Genomic DNA, 16,517 nt, shown 5'->3' on the forward strand with positions numbered 1-16,517 from the left:
GGCGGGGTCTCAGGTGCGGGTCCACCGCTGGTTCGAGCCGCCGTTGCACGTCCACATCTGCACCTTGGTGCCGTTGGCCGTCTGGTTGCCGTTCACGTCCAGGCACAGGCCCGACTGGACGCCGACGACGGTCCCGGAGGAGTTGACCGTCCACCTCTGGTTGGCGCCGCCGTTGCAGTCCCAGATGCCCACCGGGGCGCCCGCCGTGGTCCGCTGGTCGAACACGTCGAGGCACTTCGTGCCGCCGAACGTGCGCAGTTCCCCGGAGGAGGTCAGGGACCACTTCTGGCCCGCGCCGCCGTTGCAGTCGTAGATCTGGAGGGTCGAGCCGTTGTTCGCGGCCCCGCCGGCGACGTCGAGGCAGCGCCCCGACTGGGCGCCGACCAGTGTGAAGCTCTGCTGCGGAGTCTGCGTGGCCGCCCAGGTGCCGGTCGCCGTGTCGATGGTCCAGGAGTCGTAGAACGCGCTCATCGAGGCGGTGGAGCCGCTGATCGAGAGCGGCAGCCAGACGGGCGTCGAGCTGTTGAGGTCGTTGGGGTTCCACCGGTCGCCGACGTAGACGTACGTGGTGCCCGACGACCCCGTGACCGGCACGACGGAGGAGGTCTGCGAGTCGAACGTGCGGCTGCCGTTGGGGGCGAACGTGGTGAAGCCGCTCCACGGCCCGGACAGGGAGGTCGCGGTGGCGTACGCGTTGTCGTTGGTGGACCAGCCCGTCAGGTGCGAGGCGAACAGGAAGTATCGTCCGTTCACCTTGACCATCGCCGGGGACTCCAGGTCGGCGAGCACCGCCGTCGTGCTCACCGCCTGGGTGTAGTCGGCGGACAGCCGGTCGATGCGCAGGCCGTGGGCGCGGTCCTCGGTCAGCAGGTACGCCGTGCCGTCGTCGTCCTTGAACAGGCCCAGGTCCCGGCTCTCGAACCCGAGCGGACGCGAGGAGCCGCGGTAGGTGTACGGCCCGCACGGTGTCGGGCTGGTGGCCACCCCGGCCCGCGCGTCCCCGTAGGAGGAGTTGTCGATGTGCACCCACATCACGTACTGGCCGGTCGACGAGTTGTAGATCACCTTCGGCCGCTCCACGATGCGCCCGGCGGCGAGGTCTCCGCTGCTCTGCCGGCTCAGCGCGTTGCCCTGCCGGGTCCAGGTGGCCAGGTCGGTCGAGGAGTAGCAGGCGACCGCCGTGAACGTCGCGCCTGCGGTCTTGTCCTCGCCGACCATGTAGTACGTCGAACCGACCTTGAACACCCCGGCGCCGTGCGCCTGCAGCCGGTTGCCCGCCGTGTCGTACCACAGGACGCCGGGGCGAAGCGTCGCGGGGGCGGCGAAGACCGGTGCGGGCATGATAAGCCCGGCGATCGTCAGGACGGCCGTGCCGAGCGCCGTGAACCACGCGCGCATGCGTCTCATGGGTGCCTCACCTGGTGGACGGGACGGGCGGGGCCGCGATCGGCGCCGCCCCGCCGGCCAGGCCCGGACGGGGGCCGCGATGAGGAACCAGGCGAAGCGCCGGCGTCACGTGGCCGGGGAGGCGGAGCGTCGATCTTCGGCTTCGGGCGTCCCCGGACCATAGACGCGGTCCGGGGACGGGGGCAACGGCCGGCCCGCCCCGCCGGCTCGCTCACCCGCGATGACCTCGCCCCCGGCCGCCCGCCCCGCCCGGGAAAGCCGAAACTTTCACGTCCGGCGCCGCCGAGTGCCGGGATCAGCCGGCCGGTTTGAGTTCGAGGCCGGCGAGCGAGGCGTAGTGCATGAACTTGAACGGGTTGAGCATCTGGTTCCGCGCGACCATCGACTGCAGCAGGCTCTGCCGCAGGCCGGCGAGCTCGGGAACGCCGGGGTGGCTGAGCAGGCCGAGGTCGACGATGTGCAGGGCCAGCGGGTGCTCGCCGCGCCGGGCGAGTTCGAGCCCCGCCGTGACGAAGGCCGAGGCGCTCCCGCCACCCAGCAGGTCCAGGGCGGCCGACAGTTCGCCGGACGTGAAGCGTTCGACTCCCTCACCGCTCCGGTGCCAGTATCCGGTCCGCTGGCGGTGCACGCGCTGGATGAAGTTGTCGCGGGTGACCAGGTAGGGCATGACCGAGGCGGGATGATCCCTGAGGCTCGCCGGAAGATGGTCGAGCCGAAGGATCTCGGTGAGCGTCAGCCCGTCCGAGATCCCGGCCGTGATGACCTTCTCCAGGTCGCGCAGCGCCGCCAGCAGCCCGGGGAAGGCCTCGATCGTGTAGTTCTCGGTCAGCGCGGGATGCCCGTGGACGAGCTTGCGCGGGTGCAGGTCCATGACCGCCTGCATGGCTTGGAACAGGCCCTGCGGGGAGCCTTCCGCGAGGGTCGGCGCGCCGAGATAGGGCATGCACATGTCGCCGGTGAAGGCCACTTCCAGGCCTGGGAGGTGAACGACCAGCCCGTCCTCGGTCTCGCCTCCCGGAATCGGGACGAGGGTGAAGTCCAGTCCGCCGATCGTCAGCTTCTCCACGTCGTGCACGAGCCGATCGGGCTCGACCCGGGCGCGCCGGTCGTGCCCGACCGGGAGGTAGTAGCCGAGCGGCGGCGGGCCGGAGCTCTGGAGCGCGAGTTCGTGGGGGAAGTTCGCCTGGGCGATCACCTCGGCGCCGTCGGCCGTGAGCGCCTCGAGTCCGCCGATGTGGTCCCAGTGGGCATGCGTGAGGATCACGTGCGTGACCGGCAGGTCGGTGATCTCGCGAAGGTCGCGGAGGGCCGCGGCCGCGTGCTCGGGTGTGCTCGCGGCGTCGACGGCGACCACCCCGGTGCCGGTGACGACGAAGCCGACATCGGCGAAGTCGTAACCCTGCGCCACATGGACGCCCGGTGCGTGTTCGACCATGCGCCGGGGGACGAAACGGAACCCGTCTTCGGGGCTCCCCCAGTGGTCGGTGATCAGGTGGTCGGTGGCCGGGTCACCGGCGCGGCCGCGCGCCCGTGCGGCCTCCTCGGTACGGCCGAGCAGGTCGTACGCGCGTGACAGCGCGGCGTGGACGGGCCGCATGAAGCCCGGCGGGAACTGGTCCTTGACCATGAGGACGAACTCCAGGTCCGCCACGACGGTCTCCGCGCGGCCCGCGCATCCGGGCAGACCGGCCAGGGAGGTTCCGCGGTAGTAGTGGGGCAGCCCCAGGTCCAGGGAGGTGGCGGCGTCGAGCTTGGCGATCGCCGCCCCGGCCTGGCCGTCCAGACGGGCCTGGAAGGCGCCGGCGAGCGCCAGCAGGAGCCCGTCGCCCGGCGTCCGGGACGACAGGTCCGAGAAGAACTCGAACCCCTCCATGTCGAGCCCGGCGGCCCTGAACTGGTTCGCCAGCACGATTCTGACGCGCCGGTCGGCGTTCGGCCACGTGGCCACCTGGGAGAGCGCCGCGATCTCACCGTTCATGTCTCTTCTCCTGATCGTGTCGTCAGCCGGCCGGGTGCCGGTCGGCCGCATCCGGCGTGCCGGTCGCGCCGGGTCGTGGCCGGCGGATGAGTGCGAGGGCGAGGGCGGCGCCCGCCGCGGTGGCGATCATGAACCACCGGACGTCGTCGTGGGCGCCGATCACGGTGGACGCGGTGGGGGTGCCGAAGACGGCGACGAAGGCGGCGACGCCGAGGGCCGAACCGATCTGGCGGAACATGGTTTGGGCGCCGATGCCGGTGGCCAGCGTCCGTGGCGCCAGGGTGGAGGTGGCGGCGATCGTGAACGCGGGCAGGGCCAGGCCCACTCCGCTGCCGCCGATGAGCATGGCGGGGAGGAACAGGGACCAGTAGGCGGGCTCCGGTCCGATGAACGCGACCCACATCACCGACCCGGTTCCGAACAGCAGGGCGCCCGCGCCGCCGACGAGTCCGGGCCCGACGCGCTGCGCGAGCCTGCCGGCGAACGGCGCGCACACCGCGGCCGCGACGGGTCCGGGAGTCAGGGCCAGCCCGGCCCGCAGGATCGAGTAGTGCCAGGTCCCGGTGAGGAAGAGCACGTTGGCGAGCAGCATCGCCGAGAACGCGGCGGAGAACAGGGCCGCCGACAGGCTCGACAGCGCGAACGCCGGGACGCGCACGATGCTCAGCTCCAGGACCGGGGCGCGGTGACGCCGGGAGCGCGCCGCGAACCCGGCCGTGAGCACGACGGCGGCGGCGAAGCAGCCGATCACCCGCCCGTCCCAGTGCCACGAGTGCCCCTGGACGAGGCCGAGATTGGCGAGGGAGACGGCGGCGACGAGGATGACGGTGCCGAGACCGTCGGGCAGCGGCGGACGGGCGGGATCGCGGATCTCGGGCAGCACGCGATACGCGCCGGCGAGCACGATCACGGTCAGGGGAACGTTGACGATGAAGATCCAGTGCCAGCCGACCTGAGTGAGGAGCCCGCCCAGCGACGGGCCCGAGGCGGCGCCCACCGCGCCAAGGGCGGACCAGGCGCCGATCGCGGCCGCCCGGCGCCGCGGTGGGATGGAGGGCAGCAGAAGGCCGAGTGAGGCCGGGGTGACCGCGGCGGCTCCGGCTCCCTGCAGGACGCGGGCGGCGATGAGGAACCCGAGGGACGGTGCGACCGCGCACAGGGCCGAACCCAGGCCGAACGCGAGCAGGCCGGCCGTGAAGACCCGGCGCCGGCCGACGACGTCGCCGAGTCTGCCGGCGGGCACCAGCAGAGCGGCGAAGACGATCGCGTAGGCGTTCAGGACCCAGGACACGTCGGCGACGGTGGAGTGGGCGAAGTCGGCCTGAATCGCCGGGACGGCGATGTTGACGATGAACACGTCGAGCGTGGAGACGAACACCGCCAGCGCCAGCACGGCGAAGACGGCACGTGGGTGACCGGCGCCCGGGGGAGGGGTGAAGGGGGGCGGGCCTGAGGACGGATCCGCGTCCGCGGCGGCGGCGGCTCGCCTGTCGAGAGTAGCCATGGACGTACTTCTAAAGTGATTAGACAAGAAAGTCAAGCAGGTGTGTGATTCTCTCAAGTGCCCCTGGTAGGCTGAGGTTGTGCGCTCCTATGGTCAGTACTGCTCCGTGGCCAAGGCCCTCGACGTCATCGGTGATCGGTGGACGCTGTTGATCGTTCGTGAGCTTCTGGCCCGTGGTCCCTCCCGCTACACCGACCTGCGCTCCGGGCTGCCGGGAATCGCCACGAACCTGCTCGCGGACCGTCTGCGCGACATGGAGGCCGCCGGTCTCGTGGAACGTGAGGACGCCCCGCCTCCGATCGCCACCACCTTGTTCCGGCTCACCGATCGAGGAGGCGAACTGGAGCCGGTCCTTTCCGCGCTCGGCCGCTGGGGCGTGCCCCTGATGCGCGACTACCGGCCCGAGGACGCCTTTCTCGGCCAGTGGCTGCGCCTGCCGGTCCGGATGTTCCTCGCCGACCACGAACCCGATCGGCCCTCGGTCTCGATCCAGATCCGCGCCGGGGACCAGGCGGTGGTGATCGACGCCGACGGCGGCCGGGTCTCGCTCCGCCTGGGAGCCGACCCGGACGCCGACGCGACGATCACCGGCCCGCCACCGCGCGTCCTCGCCCTCTTCAGCGGCAGCGTCGCCCTCGATGACGCCGAGGAGCAGGGTCTGCGGGTCACCGGCTCCCGCGAGGCCGTCCAGCGGGTCCTGCCCCGCGCGGGAAGAGCCGCCGGCGCGGACGGGACCGCCTCCGCCTGAGCTGACCTGTCCCGGCGGCCGAGAGACGGCTCACGCCGCCGGTTCGTCGAGGCGGAGCGTGCCGATCCAGGTGCGGATCGCCTCCGCGGTCGTGCCCGCGTGCTCCTCCAGCGTGGTGAAGTGGTCGCCGGGGATGTCGGCCGTCTCGTGCGACACCGGCCAGTACGCCTGCCAGCGCGCCGGGTCGGCCGGGTCGACCGTGGTGCCGCGCAGCGGCTCCACGGCCCGCAGCAGCAGGATCGGCGTGTCCAGGGGCTTCGGCTGCCAGCCGATGAACAACCGGTTGTAGGCGCCCATCGTCGTCAGCCTGGTGTCGTGCAGCGTCATGTCGAAGCGGTCGACGCGTTCGAGCATGCCGCCGATCATGGCGCCCTGCCACCACTCCATGCCCTCCTGGGCGGAGGCGTCGATCGGGTAGCTGTCGATCAGCGCCAGCCCCGCCGGTCGAAGGCCCTGCTCCTCCAGGGCGAGGGTCACGGCGTGCGCCACGGCGCCGCCCATGGAGCGGCCGACGACCACGAACGGCTCGTCGTCGGCCACGCACCGGCGCAGGCCCTCGACGTTCATCTGGATCAGCGTCTCCAGCGAGCCGGGCAGCAGGTCGTCCTCCCCGTCGGTGAACCCCGGCGACGGCACGACGCACACGTTCCGGTCGTCCCGGAACGCCTGCCCGAACCGGGAGTACTCGTGCGGCCCGGAGATCGCGCTGAGCGCGGGGAAGCAGACCACGGAGACGCGGCCGGGGCCGGTCGCGAGCCTGACCGGGGGGAACGCCTGCCGGTCCCGGTCCGGCGCGGCGAAGCGCTCGCGTACGTGCGATGCCGCGACCAGCAGTCCCGCCGCCTCGTCGTGCTTGCCCGTCTCGTGCATGCGGCGGTGCAGCGCGGCGAGCCCTCCCGTCGGAGCCGATCCGGTACGGCGGGCCGCACCGGCCGGGTCCTCGGCGGAGCCGGGCAGTTCACGGTCGAGGTACGCCGCGACGGCCTCGGGGGTGGGGCGGTCGGGGGGGACGATGTTCGACTTGAGGGAGCCGAGCAGCAGCGGGCGTTCGCGGTCCTGGCCGTAGACCGCTTCGTCCATGCTGAGCGTCCGCCCCTCGTCGAGCCTTGCGTCGATTCCCGCCGCGTTCTCCATGGCCGGCCGGCGTGCCGGCCAGGAAAAAGCCGGCCGTCACCGTCCCGCCGCCCGGCCACTCGGCCCGCCCGCTCACGCCGCTTCCGCCGGAAAGGAGAAATCCGCCCGCCCGGTCGCGCCCACGTGGCGGAACGCGCCGGAAAAGGGATGTGAGCGGCCCGCGGACTTTCTCGCCGGAGCGACGCCCTCCGGCCGGGACCGGCACAATCGACATTTGCACGAATTTCGTGAAATAGTCAACTGTGATGACGAACACGCTTCTTCCGGGCTATCCATAAGGATTTCTTTTGATATTCCATCAAATATTCTGATTAGACCGTGAGAATGGCTCGCGGCTACCGTTCCGGAGAAGGAAAGGCCGGGCCGGACGACCGAGCGGAAACGCGAGCAGGGGGTGCGCCGATGACCGCTGCGCAGACGGAGACTGCCCAGACGGAAACCGTGCGGGAGGACCGGGAGGATCAGGACGATCGCGATCCCGCCGCCCGGCTCGCCCGTCTGCTGGACGCGGACTCGGCGGCGCCGCTGCATCCCGGGGACACGAGCGGCGTGCTGGCGGTCACGGGCCGGATCGGCGGGTCACCGGTGGTCGCCTTCTGCACCGACGCGACCGTCATGGGCGGGGCGCTGGGCCTGGCCGGGGCCCGGCACATCGCCGCCGCCGTGGACGAGGCGCTGCGGCGGCGGGTGCCGGTCATCGGGGTCTGGCACTGCGGCGGGGCCCGCCTCGCGGACGGGGTCGAGTCGTTGCACGGAGCGGGCCTGGTCTTCGCGGCCAACACCCGCGCCTCCGGGCGCGTGCCGCAGATCTCGGTCATCGTGGGTCCCGCGGCGGGCGCGGCGGCCTACGGCCCGGCCCTGACCGATCTGATCGTGATGTCCGGGGCGGGTCGTGTGTTCGTCACCGGTCCCGACGTGGTCCGCCGCGTGACGGGCGAGGACATCGACATGGAGCGCCTCGGCGGCGCGGACGCGCACGGCCGCCGCTCCGGTGTCGTGCACGTGGTCGCCGGTGACGAGCAGGGCGCCTTCCGGCGCACCCGCGTGATCGCCGGCCTGCTGACCGGGACCGGGCGGTTCAACCTGGAGCGCCTGACCGACGACCGGGATCCCGCCGCCCTGCTGCCCGAGTCGGCCCGCCGCGCCTACGACATCCGCCCGGTGATCCGGGCGCTGCTCGACGACGGCGCGGACGGTCCGGCGTTCGTGGAGATCCAGCCTCGCTGGGCGCCGAACATCGTCGTCGGCCTCGGCCGCCTGGCCGGGCACCCGGTGGGCGTCGTGGCCAACAACCCGCTGCGCATGGGCGGCTGCCTCGACTCGGCGTCGGCGGAGAAGGCGGCCCGGTTCGTCCGCATGTGCGACGCCAACGGCGTCCCACTCGTCGTGCTGGCGGACGTGCCGGGCTATCTCCCCGGCGTCGACCAGGAATGGGGCGGCGTGGTCCGCCGGGGGGCGAAGCTGCTGCACGCCTTCGCCGAGGCCACCGTGCCCAGGGTCACGGTGATCGTCCGCAAGTCCTACGGAGGGGCGTACATCGCCATGAACTCCCGCTCCCTCGGCGCGACCGCGGTCTTCGCCTGGCCCGGGGCGGAGGTGGCGGTCATGGGCGCCGAGGCGGCCGTGGGCGTCCTGCACCGGCGCCGCCTCGCCGCGACCGGGTCCGAGGAGGAGCGGGAACGGCTGCTCGCCGAGCTGGTCCGCGAGCACGAGGAGCGCTCGGGCGGGGTCGGCCGGGCGCTCGAACTCGGGGTCGTCGACGAGGTGATCGACCCGAGGACCACCCGGCGGCGGGTGGCCGAGGCACTCGCCGTGGCGCCCGCCTCGCGCGGCGCGCACAACAACATCCCGCTCTGACACCCCGCGCCTTGCCCACCCCGCGGCTCAGCGGCCTCCCGGCCTGGACACGGGGTGGTCTGAGTAGCTCCTGGCCTCGACCCAGCAGCTCCCGGATCCGGGTCCCGGCGGGCCTGCTGCGGAGTTCTCAGTGGTTCCGGGCCTGCGGGCCGGGGACGGCCTCGCCGGCGACGTCGGCCTCGGTCCTGGGCGTCACCCGCCGCCGTACGGCCAGGCCGAAGCACGTGACGGCCAGGCTGAAGACGCCGGCCACGACGAACGGACCGGCGGGGCGCCACGCGTCGAACAGCGCGCCGCCGAGCGCCGAGACGATCATCACGCCGGCCGCGCCGCAGAGCGTGTGGACGCCGAACGCCGACCCCCGCACCTCCGCGGGCGCCTGCTGCGCGAGCAGCGGGCCCGCCGTGGTGATGGCGGCGATCTCACCGACCCCGATCAGCACGGCGACCAGCATCATGCCCGGGCCGAGGGGATCGGTGACGAGCAGCGTCGACAGGTAGGCGACGGCGGCGACGGCCTGCGCCAGGACGACCAGGTCCTGACGCCGCATGCGGTCGCCCAGCCACCCGAACAGCGGCGCCCACAGCAGCGCGACCATCTGCGACACGCCCACCACCGCGCCCGCCTTGGCCAGCGCCGCCGCACCAGTGAGGCCGCCGTGCTCCGTGCCGTAGTTCTTGATCCACAGGGACATGAAGGCGACCACGATCGCGAGGTCGGCGCGGGCCACGAACGACGCCGCGTACGACAGGGCCACCCCCGGGTCGCGGACGAGGGCCACGCCCTCGCGCACCAGGCGGACCAGCGGCACCCGCGCCGCCGCGACGGGCCGCCGCCCGGACAGCGTCAGCCACAGCAGGCCCGCCGCGGCCACGATGCCCGCGGCGATCAGCAGGAACGCCGTGCGGGCCGCCCGCACCGGCTCCATGCCGCCCGACTCCAGCGTCTGCGGCAGCCGCACCAGGACCAGCACGGCGACCAGTGCGCCCAGCCCGCCGAAGAAGCCGACGAGCCCGTACGACGCGCCTCGTGACCTGCTGCGCACATAGTCGATCGCGATCGTGGACAGCATCGCGTTGATCGCCGCGACGCCCAGGCCGAACACCACCCGCAGCCCGGCCAGCGCGGCCGTGTTCCCGGCGAACGGGAACAGCGCGGTGCCGGCGGCGCACAGGGCCAGCCCGGCGACCACGATCACCCGCCGCCCGAACCGGTCGGCCAGCGCGCCGTACCACGCGAGGCTCACGACCATCGCGATCTCGGCCGCCGTGTTGAGGAGGCCGACGACGGTGCCCTGCCGGGACTCGGGCAGGCCCAGGATCACGCTGAGGACGTGCGGCTGGGCCGACGGCAGGAAGGAGATCACCGCCGTCCCCGCCGTGGCGAGCGCCAGCAGGGCCCACATGTTGCCCTTGGTGACGCCGTCGGCGAGCCACGCGCCCAGCACGCGGCGTGCCCGGGAGGACTCGGCGCCGGGCTCGCGGCCAGGCGCGGGGCCGGCCCCTGGGGCGGTCTCGGGGGGTGCGGGCATGAGGCGATCATGACACCGGACGATGCGCCTATTCGGGAAATATCGCGTTCTTCATTGCGATCGGATGAGATGGCTTCACTTTCCCGCCTCCGGCTACGATGATCGCCTCTGGCGAGGGGGGAGATCTCCATGGATCCGGGGGAAAGCGGGACCGGTGGCGAGCCCGTCGTGGCATCGGGCGCCGGGGCTGGTTTCGATCCGAACGTGCCCAACGCGGCCCGGATGTACGACTATTTCCTGGGCGGCAAGGACAACTTCCCCGCCGACCGCGCGGCGGCCGAGCAGGTGCTGAAGCATGTGCCGGAGGTCCCCCTCGGCATCAGGGAGAACCGGGACTTCCTCGTCCGCGCCGTGCGGTTCCTCGCCGGCCGGGGCATCCGGCAGTTCCTCGACATCGGCGCGGGCCTGCCGACCCAGCGCAACGTCCACCAGGTGGCGGCCGAGCACGCGCCCGGCGCGCGGACGGTGTACGTCGACAACGACCCGCAGGTGCTCGCACACGCCCGCGCGCTGCTCCAGGACAGCCCGGAGGTGCGGGTCGTGCAGGGCGACCTGCGGCGGCCGGAGGAGATCCTGGCCCATCCGGACGTGCGCGACCACCTGGACTTCACGCGGCCGGTCGCCGTCCTGCTGCTCGCCATCGTCCACTTCCTGCCCGACTCCGACGAGCCCCGCCGCATGATCGGCCGGATCCGCGACGCGCTCGCCCCCGGCAGCTACCTGGCGATGTCGCACGTCGCGGTCGACGAGCGCCCGGAGCGCGGGCCGGACGTGGAGCGGGTCTACCAGGGCGCCTCCGCGCAGTTCGTCGCCCGCCGGTCGAGCGAGATCACGCCGTTCTTCGAAGGGCTCGACCTGGTCGAGCCCGGCATCGTCAACCTGCACCAGTGGCGGCCCGAGCACGACGCGTTCGATCCGCGCCTGCTGGGCGTCGACAGCTACTTCCTGTGCGGGGTCGGCGCCGTCCGCTGAGGTGCGTCCCGCGCGGAGGGCGCGAGCCTGCCCGCGCCGAGCGCGACCGCCAGCAGCAGCACGGCGACCAGCCCGAACGAGGCGGGCAGCCCGGTCAGGGAGGCGATCCCGCCGATCGCGCTCGGTGCGACGAAGCCCGACGCGTAGCTGACCGTGGCCGCTCCCGCGACGCCCTCGCTCGGCGTGCGCCCGGCGTGGCCCGCCGCCGCGAACACCAGCGGGACGACCACCGCGATCCCCAGGCCGATCAGCATGAACCCGGTCGCCGCCGGGACCGGGGAGCGCGCGGCCACCACGAGCAGCGCGCCGAGCGCCGCCAGCGCGCCGCCGCCCCTGACGGTCGCGACCGGGCCCAGCCTGCGGACCACCGCGTCGCCGCACAGCCGGCCCGCCGCCATCGTGCAGGCGAAGGCCGTGTACGCGGCGGCGCCCACGGCCTGGGACGCGCCGGTCACCTGCCCGAGGTAGACCGCGCACCAGTCCTGGGCCGCGGCCTCGCCGAACACCGCGCAGAAACCGACCAGCCCGATGACCACGACGCCGCGCGACGGCAGCACGAAGTGCGGCGGGGCCGCCTCCTCCTCGCCCGCCCGCACGTCGAGCAGCAGCGGCCCCACCGCCAGGGCCACGAGGAACAGCACGACCGCGGCCCCGCCCAGATGCGCGCGGGCGTCGAGCCCCGCGTTGGCCGCCAGCGTCCCCACCGCGCCGCCCGCGAGCGTGCCCACGCTCCACATCCCGTGCAGGCCGGACATGATCGGACGGCCGAGCCGCTGCTCGGCCACCACCCCCTGGGCGTTCATCGCGACGTCGCCGACGCCGGCCACCGCGCCGTACAGCAGGAGCGCCACGCACAGCAGCGGCAGGTTGGGCGCCAGCGGGGGCAGGACGAGGGCCAGGCACCACAGGCCGATCGAGACCCGCGTGACGGCCCGCCCGCCGAACCGGTGCGTGATCCGGCCCGCGGTCGGCATCGCCAGGATCGAGCCCACGGCCGGCGCGAGCAGGGCCAGGCCGAGGCCGCCGGGCCCCACACCCACGTGATCCTGGATCCAGGGGATGCGGGAGGCGAAACCACCGGTCACCGCGCCGTGCAGGGCGAAGACGACCGACACCGCGAACCTGGCGCGTCTCAGTTCCCGAAGATCCACGGTCGTACGCTATTGCGTGCCCGGCCGTGCGGACGCCCCGGGCCCGTAAGGTCACCGCAGGTGCGCCGCCGAGTGCGGGGGGTGCCATTCGGGGTACGGGCGGAAAGACCGTTAGGGTCTTCCCGTGCACATCCGCCCCATGAGGAGCTTGACATGTCCGTGAACGAGATCGAAGACGGACCCGGCTTCGCCGACCTGGCGCTTGGCCCGGAGCTCCTCAAGGCGCTGTCCGGCCTCGGTTACGAGGAGCCCACCCCCATCCAGCGGGAGGCCATCCCGCCGTTGCTGGAAGGCCGCGACCTGCTCGGGCAGGCCGCCACCGGGACGGGCAAGACGGCCGCGTTCGCGCTGCCCATGCTGCAGCGGCTGCACGGCGTCCTCCGCGCGGCGGGCGGGGAGGAAGGCGGCGAGCCCGGCGGGCTGGTGCTGGTGCCCACGCGCGAGCTCGCCGTCCAGGTGTCGGAGGCGATGCACCGCTACGGCCGCGACCTCGGCACGCGGGTGCTGCCCATCTACGGCGGCCAGCCGATCGGCCGGCAGCTGCGGGCGCTGGAGCGCGGGGTGGACGTCGTCGTCGCCACGCCGGGCCGCGCCCTCGACCACATCGGCCGGGGGACGCTGCCGCTGAAGGGGCTGCGCATGGTCGTCCTCGACGAGGCCGACGAGATGCTCGACATGGGCTTCGCCGAGGACATCGAGGCCATCCTCCAGGACATCCCCGAGGAACGGCAGACCGTGCTGTTCTCCGCGACGATGCCGCCGCGCATCGACGGGATCGCCCGTCGCCACCTGCGTGAACCCGTCCGCATCAGGATCGAGCGGGAGGCGCCCGCCGCCGGGGAGGCGCCGCTCATCCGGCAGAGCGCCTACATCGTGAGCAGGGCGTACAAGCCGGCCGCGCTGGGCCGGGTGCTCGACGTGGAGGCGCCGACCGCGGCGATCGTGTTCTGCCGCACCCGCGAGGAGGTCGACCAGCTCACCGAGACGATGAACGGCCGCGGCTACCGCGCCGAGGCCCTGCACGGCGGCATGGGCCAGGAGCAGCGCGACCGGGTGATGGGCAGGCTGCGCAGCGGCACCGCCGACCTCCTGATGGCGACCGACGTGGCCGCGCGCGGCCTCGACATCGAGCAGCTCACGCACGTCATCAACTACGACGTGCCGTCCGCGCCGGAGTCGTACGTGCACCGCATCGGCCGGGTCGGCCGGGCCGGTCGCGAGGGCGTCGCGATCACGCTCGCCGAGCCCCGCGAGCACCGGATGCTGAAGACCATCGAGCGGGTCACCCGCAGCAGGATCACGGTCGAGAAGGTGCCGACGGTCGCCGACCTGCGCGCCCGCCGCCTGGAGCTCACCCGGGCCGCGCTGCAGGAGAGCCTCATGGAGGACGGCGACCTCGACCGCTTCAGGGTCGTCGTCGAGACGCTCGCCGACGAGTTCGACCTGGTGGACATCGCGCTCGCCGCGGTCAAGCTCGCCCACGAGTCCACCGGAGCCGCCGCCGACGAGGAGGAGATCCCCGAGGTGACGCCGCGCGCGCCGCGCCCCGAGCGCGGGCCGCGCGAGGGCCGTGACGACCGGTACGGACGCGACGACCGGCGCGGGCGGCGCGGCGGCGGCCCGATGAGCCGGGTGTTCGTGGGCGCCGGCCGCAGCGCCGGGGTGCGCCCCCAGGACATCGTCGGCGCGATCACGGGAGAGACCCGGGTCACCGGGCGGGAGATCGGCGCCATCGAGATCGCCGACCGGTTCACGCTGGTCGAGATCCCCGACGCCGCCGTGGACGAGGTGGTCGAAGCGCTGCGCCACACCACCATCAAGGGCAAGCGGCCCACCGTGCGCAGGGACCGCGACGGCGCCCCCCGCGGCCGCCGCTGACGGTCCCGTCGCGGCCGCCGGCTCCGATCCACCGCCCGTGGTCACCCGCCCGTAATCACTTGCCCGTGGTCACCCGCTCGTGGGGCTGGCGGCGCGTTCTCCGCGTTCTCCCGTGGCGTCTCGCGCCGCCGTCCTGCGCAGGGCCGCCCGCCACCGGCCGAGCAGCAGCACGAGGAGGGCCGCCAGGACGGCGACGCTCAGCCCGGTGCCGAGCAGCGCCCCGGTCCGCTGGTCGGCCGCCGGATCCGGGGCCCAGGGCAGCCCGAGCGCCGCGTACCACTGCGGCGCCTGTCCCGGACCGGTGAGCACCGCCAGGCCCGTCCAGATCCGTACGGCGATCGCCGTGGCGAGCATCCACGCGCGGACCTGCGGCCGGATCGCCCACGGGAGCGGGTCGACGCCGGCCGCGACGACGAAGAAGAGCACCCCGGTGACGATCACGACGGTCTGCGCGGCCAGCCGCAGGGCGAGGCTCGGCTGGGCGAACGCGAACAGCCCGGTCAGATACAGCGCCGGGTACGGCAGCGCGTACAGGGCCAGTGCCACCATCGGATGGGACAGCGTGCGGGCCGCCGGGCCGTCGAGCGCGTCCGGGCCGGGGTGGGCGCGCCGCCACAGCGTGAGCGGGGCGCCGGCGGCGAGCAGGACGGGCCCCACCGCGCCGAGCAGCGCGTACTGCGCCGCGTGGGCGGAGAACAGCGCCGGCGCGTACGCCGCGACCCCTCCCGACGTGGCGTAGGCGAGGACCAGCAGGCCCGCCAGCCAGGAGACGGTCCGCCCGGCCGGCCACCCCGCGCCGTCCGCCCGCTGCCGTCGCACGCCGGCCAGGTAGGCCGCCGCGGCCGCCGCGAGCAGGAGCAGCGCGATCGGGTCGGGCCGCACGTCCGTGGCGAGCGCGCCGGGGGTGAACGGCGGGAGGGCGTACCCCAGGGCGTCGTGCTGGTGCTCGGCCTCGCCGGCGGGCGGCGCGCTGCGCCCCAGCGCCACGGCCAGCGCCAGCGTGCCGGCCATGACCGTGATCTCCCCGGCGGCCAGCCGGACGAACGGCGCGCGGGACACGCCGGTCCGCAGCGCCTCGATCGTGGCGCGCCGGTGCCGCCACCCGAACCAGCCCAGCGCGGCCAGTGCGGCGATCTTGGCCAGCACGAGCAGACCGTACCTGGACTGCCACAGCGGGGGGAGTGCGCCGAGCCGGACCCAGGCGTTGAGCGCGCCGGACGCCGCGGCGGCGGCGAAGCAGCCCAGGGCGAGCGTGCTGAACCGGCCCACCGCGACGGCCAGGCCGGGCGCGGCGCGCAGGTGCGCGACGAGGGCGTAGAGGCCGCCGGTCCACAGCACGACGGCCGCGACGTGCGCCATCAGGCTGAGGACGGCGAGATTGTGGTCGGCCGCCGAGGCCGAGTGCCCCACGTACGCCGGGGGGAGCACCGCGAGGATCGCCACCGCCAGCAGCACCGCCCGCCAGGCGCGTCCCCATGGCAGGAGGGACCCGGCGGCGAGGGCCACGGCCGCCGCCGCCACCACCGCGAAGGCCTGGCCCTGCGGGATGTTCAGCAGGAAGACGGTGAGCGCGCCGGAGCGCATCGCCTGGCCCGCGGGCAGCCCCAGGAAGTCCGACAGGGTCAGGACCTCGGTGACCATCGCGCTCAGCGCCCACCCGGCCGCCCACGCGGCGGCGGCCCGGGCGAGTGACCGGGTGGTCCCGGCGTCCGCGGCCCCGGCGCCCGCACGGCCGGTGCCCGAGGAGCCGGCGGGGACCAGGACGACGGACGCGAGCAGCACGCCGACCGTCGCGGCGGCGCACACGTCGAGCACGAGGCGGGCGACGGGCAGGCCCCAGGTGGTCAGCACTCCGGGTGAGGGCAGCCCCTCGATGGCCGGGCGTGGCCCGGCGCCGCCGAACCACAGGGCGAGCACCAGCACGGCCGCCGCCGTCGCCACGACGGCGGTGACCGGCCCGGCGGTGATGAAGCCGCCACGGCGCGGGGGAGAGGTCATCGGGGGGTCCCTCGGTTCGGCACCGTTGATCGGTCATGAGTATGACCGGTATGTGGCCGTTAGGGGAGTCCTGCCGCACTCGCCGGCCGCCGTCTCGGCGTCCCGGTTGAAAACTTCGGCGCCGACGGCGCCGTCCGGTGCCCGGGCGCGCGCGACCGGGAGGATGCGGTCCGGTCCTGGGCGCGGATCCAGGTGGACGCGCCGCAGGCGTGAGCCGGCGGCGGCTTCCCGGCACCGCGGAGGTCTCGGTGCCCGGGAGGAATCTTCGTGACCGGCGCGGCGACGCGGCGAGGCCGAGGCCGGGGCACGCGGAGCAGGCATGGAATCGCTGCACACGACTCAGGGCCGAGATCACGGCG

General features: G+C 73.9%; 11 protein-coding genes. 4 read left to right on the forward strand and 7 right to left on the reverse strand.

Features of this window, described 5'->3' with window-relative positions; all coding sequences use genetic code 11:
- Positions 1-9 precede the first annotated feature (9 nt).
- The 3 genes from HHX33_RS36455 to HHX33_RS24860 all read right to left on the reverse strand — a co-directional run bounded on the left by HHX33_RS36455 (position 10) and on the right by HHX33_RS24860 (position 4,889).
- Positions 10-1,407 carry a lectin gene (locus tag HHX33_RS36455; protein ID WP_182876720.1) on the reverse strand — a complete coding sequence of 466 codons (1,398 nt, stop codon included), beginning with the start codon at positions 1,405-1,407 and terminating at the stop codon, positions 10-12.
- Between the two features lie 295 nt (positions 1,408-1,702).
- A complete protein-coding gene (locus tag HHX33_RS24855) occupies positions 1,703-3,385 on the reverse strand; it encodes an MBL fold metallo-hydrolase (protein WP_182876721.1) in 1,683 nt (560 codons plus the stop codon).
- A gap of 22 nt (positions 3,386-3,407) precedes the next feature.
- On the reverse strand, positions 3,408-4,889 hold the full coding sequence (locus tag HHX33_RS24860) for an MFS transporter (RefSeq protein ID WP_182876722.1): 1,482 nt from the start codon (positions 4,887-4,889) through the stop codon (positions 3,408-3,410).
- A 79-nt stretch (positions 4,890-4,968) separates the two neighbouring features.
- On the opposite strand from HHX33_RS24860, the gene HHX33_RS24865 reads away from it, so the two are divergent.
- Entirely contained in the window at positions 4,969-5,637 is a 669-nt protein-coding gene (locus HHX33_RS24865) for a winged helix-turn-helix transcriptional regulator (RefSeq protein WP_182876723.1), read from the forward strand.
- Positions 5,638-5,667: 30 nt separating this feature from the next.
- Here the strand turns inward: HHX33_RS24865 and HHX33_RS24870 are convergent, their stop codons facing one another.
- Positions 5,668-6,717, reverse strand: a complete 1,050-nt coding sequence (locus tag HHX33_RS24870; RefSeq protein WP_182876724.1) for a thioesterase domain-containing protein — start codon at positions 6,715-6,717, stop codon at positions 5,668-5,670.
- Between the two features lie 456 nt (positions 6,718-7,173).
- Here HHX33_RS24870 and HHX33_RS24875 point away from each other — a divergent pair, with 456 nt between their 5' ends.
- A complete protein-coding gene (locus HHX33_RS24875; protein ID WP_182876725.1) occupies positions 7,174-8,628 on the forward strand; it encodes an acyl-CoA carboxylase subunit beta in 1,455 nt (484 codons plus the stop codon).
- Positions 8,629-8,755: 127 nt separating this feature from the next.
- On the opposite strand, the gene HHX33_RS24880 is transcribed toward HHX33_RS24875, so the two are convergent.
- A complete protein-coding gene (locus tag HHX33_RS24880) occupies positions 8,756-10,159 on the reverse strand; it encodes an MFS transporter (protein WP_182876726.1) in 1,404 nt (467 codons plus the stop codon).
- A 129-nt stretch (positions 10,160-10,288) separates the two neighbouring features.
- Between HHX33_RS24880 and HHX33_RS24885 the strand changes: the two genes are divergently transcribed.
- On the forward strand, positions 10,289-11,131 hold the full coding sequence (locus HHX33_RS24885; protein ID WP_182876727.1) for an SAM-dependent methyltransferase: 843 nt from the start codon (positions 10,289-10,291) through the stop codon (positions 11,129-11,131).
- Here HHX33_RS24885 and HHX33_RS24890 read toward each other — a convergent pair.
- On the reverse strand, positions 11,098-12,282 hold the full coding sequence (locus tag HHX33_RS24890; protein ID WP_182876728.1) for an MFS transporter: 1,185 nt from the start codon (positions 12,280-12,282) through the stop codon (positions 11,098-11,100). The two genes, HHX33_RS24885 and HHX33_RS24890, sit on opposite strands and share 34 nt — an antisense overlap.
- A gap of 153 nt (positions 12,283-12,435) precedes the next feature.
- On the opposite strand from HHX33_RS24890, the gene HHX33_RS24895 reads away from it, so the two are divergent.
- On the forward strand, positions 12,436-14,160 hold the full coding sequence (locus HHX33_RS24895; protein WP_111701466.1) for a DEAD/DEAH box helicase: 1,725 nt from the start codon (positions 12,436-12,438) through the stop codon (positions 14,158-14,160).
- A 69-nt stretch (positions 14,161-14,229) separates the two neighbouring features.
- Here the strand turns inward: HHX33_RS24895 and HHX33_RS24900 are convergent, their stop codons facing one another.
- Positions 14,230-16,158, reverse strand: a complete 1,929-nt coding sequence (locus HHX33_RS24900) for a cytochrome c oxidase assembly protein (RefSeq protein WP_182876729.1) — start codon at positions 16,156-16,158, stop codon at positions 14,230-14,232.
- Between the last annotated feature and the right edge of the window lie 359 nt (positions 16,159-16,517).

The organism is Microbispora sp. H10670, assembly GCF_014161385.1.
GTDB classification, from domain to species: Bacteria; Actinomycetota; Actinomycetes; order Streptosporangiales; family Streptosporangiaceae; genus Microbispora; species Microbispora triticiradicis.

Excerpts from the sequence above, each read along its gene's own strand:
- HHX33_RS24895 (WP_111701466.1), top strand. The coding sequence starts at position 12,436 with ATGTCCGTGAACGAGATCGAAGACGGACCCGGCTTCGCCGACCTGGCG.
- HHX33_RS24880 (WP_182876726.1), bottom strand. The coding sequence starts at position 10,159 with ATGCCCGCACCCCCCGAGACCGCCCCAGGGGCCGGCCCCGCGCCTGGC.
- HHX33_RS24875 (WP_182876725.1), top strand. The coding sequence starts at position 7,174 with ATGACCGCTGCGCAGACGGAGACTGCCCAGACGGAAACCGTGCGGGAG.
- HHX33_RS24870 (WP_182876724.1), bottom strand. The coding sequence starts at position 6,717 with ATGGACGAAGCGGTCTACGGCCAGGACCGCGAACGCCCGCTGCTGCTC.
- HHX33_RS36455 (WP_182876720.1), bottom strand. The coding sequence starts at position 1,407 with ATGAGACGCATGCGCGCGTGGTTCACGGCGCTCGGCACGGCCGTCCTG.
- HHX33_RS24860 (WP_182876722.1), bottom strand. The coding sequence starts at position 4,889 with ATGGCTACTCTCGACAGGCGAGCCGCCGCCGCCGCGGACGCGGATCCG.
- HHX33_RS24855 (WP_182876721.1), bottom strand. The coding sequence starts at position 3,385 with ATGAACGGTGAGATCGCGGCGCTCTCCCAGGTGGCCACGTGGCCGAAC.
- HHX33_RS24900 (WP_182876729.1), bottom strand. The coding sequence starts at position 16,158 with ATGACCTCTCCCCCGCGCCGTGGCGGCTTCATCACCGCCGGGCCGGTC.
- HHX33_RS24885 (WP_182876727.1), top strand. The coding sequence starts at position 10,289 with ATGGATCCGGGGGAAAGCGGGACCGGTGGCGAGCCCGTCGTGGCATCG.